The organism is Asticcacaulis sp. (assembly GCF_027484505.1).
GTDB lineage: Bacteria > Pseudomonadota > Alphaproteobacteria > Caulobacterales > Caulobacteraceae > Asticcacaulis.
Genome location: NZ_JAIXSV010000247.1, coordinates 1 through 3,817 on the forward strand (window position 1 = coordinate 1; position 3,817 = coordinate 3,817).

Genomic DNA, 3,817 nt, shown 5'->3' on the forward strand with positions numbered 1-3,817 from the left:
CGTTATCCCCTTTGATAGCGGCGCAGCGCCTGATCCGGTTCATCGGCGGCCACAGTTCCCTGTTCAATCGGATTGATGATAGCTCTGGCCGAATCCAGGCCGTCTATTGGCGGGGTACTGAAATCCTGCCCCGCATTGTGGAGCAGATGGCGGGCACTGACCGCGCCAGTCTGCCGGGTCTGCTGGACGATGCCCTGACCCGCGACAGCCATGGGCTGATTCCGGCGCTGGCCATCGCAATGGCCCCGCTGCTGCCACCGGCGATCCTGGCCGCCTGGGAAAGGGGTTTGTCCAAGGTCACCCCGGACAAGTATGGTCAGATCATCCAGATCCAACAGGCCATTGCCGATGCCATGGGCGACCTGGATCATTACATCGCCCTGGAAGCCTTCCTGCCAGAGCATCGGCGCGATCCTTTGCGCATCGCCGCCAAGCTGCTGGAGGCCAAACGAGCCGACGAGGCCTTGGAATGGGTCCGCAAAGCAGCGCCCCGACCAATCACCCGCGACCTGTCGGACGATTTTTGCGAGGCGGGTGTTGCGCCAAGGGCTGACCGCGATCAGGTCAAACTGGAGGCCCGCATCCTGGAAGTCCTGGGTAACCGGGCAGAGGCCCAAACGCTGCGTTGGTCGCAGTTTGCTCAGTCCCTGGATGCCGCCTTGCTGCGCGATTACATCGCCAATCTGGAGGATTTCAACGACCGCGAGGAGACAGCGCGCGCCCTGGCCCATGTTGCCGCCAGCCCCTATTTCAGTAGCGCCCTGCAGTTCTGCCTGGACTGGCCAGCGCTGGACCTGGCCTCGGATTTGGTGGTGGCACGGCCCGCCGTCTGGTCCGGACGACATTACGCGCTGCTGGTGCCGGCGGCCGAGGCCTTGGCCGATCAACACCCGCTGGCGGCCAGTGTGCTTTACCGCGCCTTGCTGGATGACATCCTGGCCCGCGCCAAATCACCCGCCTATGGGCATGGGGCAAAGTACCTGGGCCATCTCGACCGGCTCGCCCAGCAGATCACCGACTGGCAATCCCTGCCCGACCATGTCCGCTACCGTGAGCAAATCAAAAAGGCCCATGGCCGCAAGCTGGGCTTCTGGAGCCTGGTCAAATGAGCGGCCGTGGCGGTGCCGCATGGCGCCATCTACGCTCATTTTCACTTTCATCTGGTAGCTATATGGTAGCTAGGCTATGTTCTGGGGTGGTTTTTGCGGACAGCAAAAACCCCAGCAAGACGTTGATCTTGCTGGGGTTTGTGTTTGGATGCGGGGGCAGGATTTGACCGATGGTATGACAACTTATCAGTGAATATTTGAACGAATAATTCATCCTTATCATCGTCAGCTTATGCCCGATTTGGGGCCGGAAGGGGACGGGCGGGTATTCGCGCTCGGATAATGGATTCCGGACATTCCCGCCCCGCCCCGGCGGTTCCCAGCGGACACAACTGCTCACGTTTTGGTCCCTTGGTGACAGACGCTGGTGGTTGCCGTTACTGACCACGCGGGGCGTAGCAGCGGCTAACATCGAGGGCATCCTCCTTTGGCCCCTGCTGTGCGTTACTTCCCGAGCCATTTGACATTCGCAAAGCGGGACGGCTCACCCGGCACAGAACGATACTGCCACGCTCGCCTGTAAGAATGATCTTGTCCTCAATAGCGCCTGATACCGTGTATCCCTTGGCAAGCCATTCCAGCATCCCCTTTGATGACGCAACCAAGCTGTTGGCATCGGCGTCTGGCTGGTTCGCCAACACCGACATGGATATCGCCGCAGTTGCCACAAGCACAGTTAAGTATTTTTGCATTATCCGAACCCCAAAGTTGGTGTCGTTTGTCCTACGGTGACGGGACGTCGATCAGGCGATGGTGTTCATTCGCTATCTAGTAGTGGCCCCTCCTTCAGCATCTCGTAGCCATTGATGCTGAGGAGGACAACAGGCCCACCAGGTTCAGTGAAATCCCACACGGGAGGATCATCATCGGTGATCTCCACCCGAACAACGGATCCGGGCCGTAGGCCCTTCTTGTAACTTTCGGTCTTGATTATGAATACAGAGCCGACGCCTGGGGCCAAGACGGCTTCAGTCGAAAAGACGGTGGTTCCACTCAGGTGAAAGCGAAGTTCCATTTCCGTGATTCCTCAGGTAATTATGCCCTCCATATTGACATCCTGACGCACGTTTCACAAACTAGAACGTGCTCCGATACGGGACCCTGCTGGTGTCCGGTAGTGTCACGTTTCACAGATGCAGCTAGGGTCAGCCACGAATTCGGTCCTATAGTGACTCGGTGTGGAACGTTCCACACCGTTGTGCCATCCTCCAGGAAGCAGCATAAAGGACTTTGGCATGGCCGAGGCGCCCACCGATAAGTTTTCAGCCGGCGAGCAGGGGCTGGGATACATGTACCAAGCACGTCTCGCGTTGTTGCAACTGCTTCAATTGCCTGAGGACACTGCCATCTTCCTAGAAAAAGACGACGACCTCGACTTTATCGACGGTAGCGGTGGCAAGTCCCTGGCCTCACTCAAACACAAGACGATTGGTGATAGGTTGACTGACCTGTCGACCGATTTCTGGAAGTCCGTAAATATCTGGCTGGCACGGTACAAACGGGATGGCCGAGCTGCATCGAACATGCGGTTCTTCCTGTTCACCACTGGCACAGTATCCACCGGCTCATTTCTTGCCCTTCTCCTTCCCGATCAGCCTGCCGCCTCCCCTGATGCGGCAGCGCTCAACGAACTGGCCGATGCGGCACTTGCTGAATCGAAATCGAAACTCATCGCGCCGATCACCGAAGCGTTCAACGAACTAAGTGCCCCCGAAAAGCAGGATTTTCTGGAGCGCATTCTGATCCTCGATGGCAGCCCACGCATAGAAGACATCCCGGCACTCATCAGAGACAAGCACTTGCGGCCCATCCGGCGCGAGCATCGTGAGTTTGTCTTCGAGCGGCTGGAGGGCTGGTGGACTGATGCCGTAATCAAGCATTTGACCGGCGCTAGGTCGGAAGGGATATTCGGCTACGAAGTGTCGGACAAGCTCTCAAACTTCACCGAGGAATACAAGGCGGACAACCTGCCTATCACCTTACGCGGAAAGCTGCCCGCCGATGAGATTGACACTGATACAGATCCTCGCCTATTCGTTGCGCAACTGCGTGAGATCGGTATTTCGTCCAATCGGATCAGGAGCGCGATTCTCGATTATTACCGAGCGTTCGAACAACGATCAGCGTGGGCGCGCGAGAACCTACTTGTGTTGGGAGAGGTCGAGGAGTACGAAGATCGCCTCACTGACGAGTGGGGCCGCTACAGGGATGTCGCTTTCGAGAAGCTGAAGGACGATAGCGCGGAAGAAGCGCTATGCGAAGCCGGCGCGACCCTCTACAACTGGGCGGAGTTTGAAACTGGGAAGATCGAATCTCTACGCATTCGTGCACGGGTGACGGAGCCCTATGTCCTTCGCGGCAGCTTCCACATCCTGGCGGATACTACCCCCGAACCCAAGGTCTACTGGCATCCCAGATTCCTCGACCGCCTTGGTAAGGTCCTGGGGGTGGCCTCGTGAAGCGATGGAATCAGCGCCCCTTTGAAATTCGGACCTTGTTCAATCCTGCATTTTGCGGCTTGGTCATGTTCCGCGCCCTGCTCGGCTACGAGGAAGAAGACGCTCGCGGCATGCCTTTCTCGCTGTCGCTGCTTGTGCTGCCCCTATGTCTTCATAAGGATTCGCGCGAGGTGATCGCCAACAGTCCACGCAGTTACCTGCTCAGGACCGCCGAGAAGAACCAGCAAATCATGGTGGGCTTTGCCGACA

At 57.9% G+C, this 3,817-nt stretch carries 5 protein-coding genes; 3 read left to right on the forward strand and 2 right to left on the reverse strand.

The annotated features are described in order from the left end of the window. A partial coding sequence (locus tag Q0072_RS14530; protein ID WP_298331458.1) for a DUF6880 family protein occupies nt 1–1,109 on the forward strand: 1,109 nt, incomplete at its 5' end. Between the two features lie 377 nt (nt 1,110–1,486). On the opposite strand, the gene Q0072_RS14535 is transcribed toward Q0072_RS14530, so the two are convergent. Both Q0072_RS14535 and Q0072_RS14540 read right to left on the reverse strand, forming a co-directional pair. Continuing rightward, a complete protein-coding gene (locus Q0072_RS14535) occupies nt 1,487–1,756 on the reverse strand; it encodes a hypothetical protein (protein ID WP_298331460.1) in 270 nt (89 codons plus the stop codon). Nucleotides 1,757–1,866: 110 nt separating this feature from the next. Further along, nucleotides 1,867–2,124: a hypothetical protein gene (locus tag Q0072_RS14540; protein WP_298331462.1), complete on the reverse strand. Its 258-nt coding sequence runs from the start codon at nt 2,122–2,124 to the stop codon at nt 1,867–1,869. 220 nt (nt 2,125–2,344) lie between these two features. Between Q0072_RS14540 and Q0072_RS14545 the strand changes: the two genes are divergently transcribed. After that, nucleotides 2,345–3,568 (forward strand): ABC-three component system protein, encoded by a 1,224-nt coding sequence (locus tag Q0072_RS14545; protein ID WP_298331464.1) that lies wholly within the window; start codon nt 2,345–2,347, stop codon nt 3,566–3,568. Next, nucleotides 3,565–3,817 (forward strand): three component ABC system middle component (locus tag Q0072_RS14550; protein ID WP_298331466.1); only part of this gene is annotated, 253 nt, incomplete at its 3' end. The genes Q0072_RS14545 and Q0072_RS14550, both read left to right, overlap by 4 nt.

Coding starts and splice junctions, on each gene's coding strand:
- Q0072_RS14540 (WP_298331462.1), bottom strand. CDS start 2,124: ATGGAACTTCGCTTTCACCTGAGTGGAACCACCGTCTTTTCGACTGAA.
- Q0072_RS14535 (WP_298331460.1), bottom strand. CDS start 1,756: ATGTCGGTGTTGGCGAACCAGCCAGACGCCGATGCCAACAGCTTGGTT.
- Q0072_RS14545 (WP_298331464.1), top strand. CDS start 2,345: ATGGCCGAGGCGCCCACCGATAAGTTTTCAGCCGGCGAGCAGGGGCTG.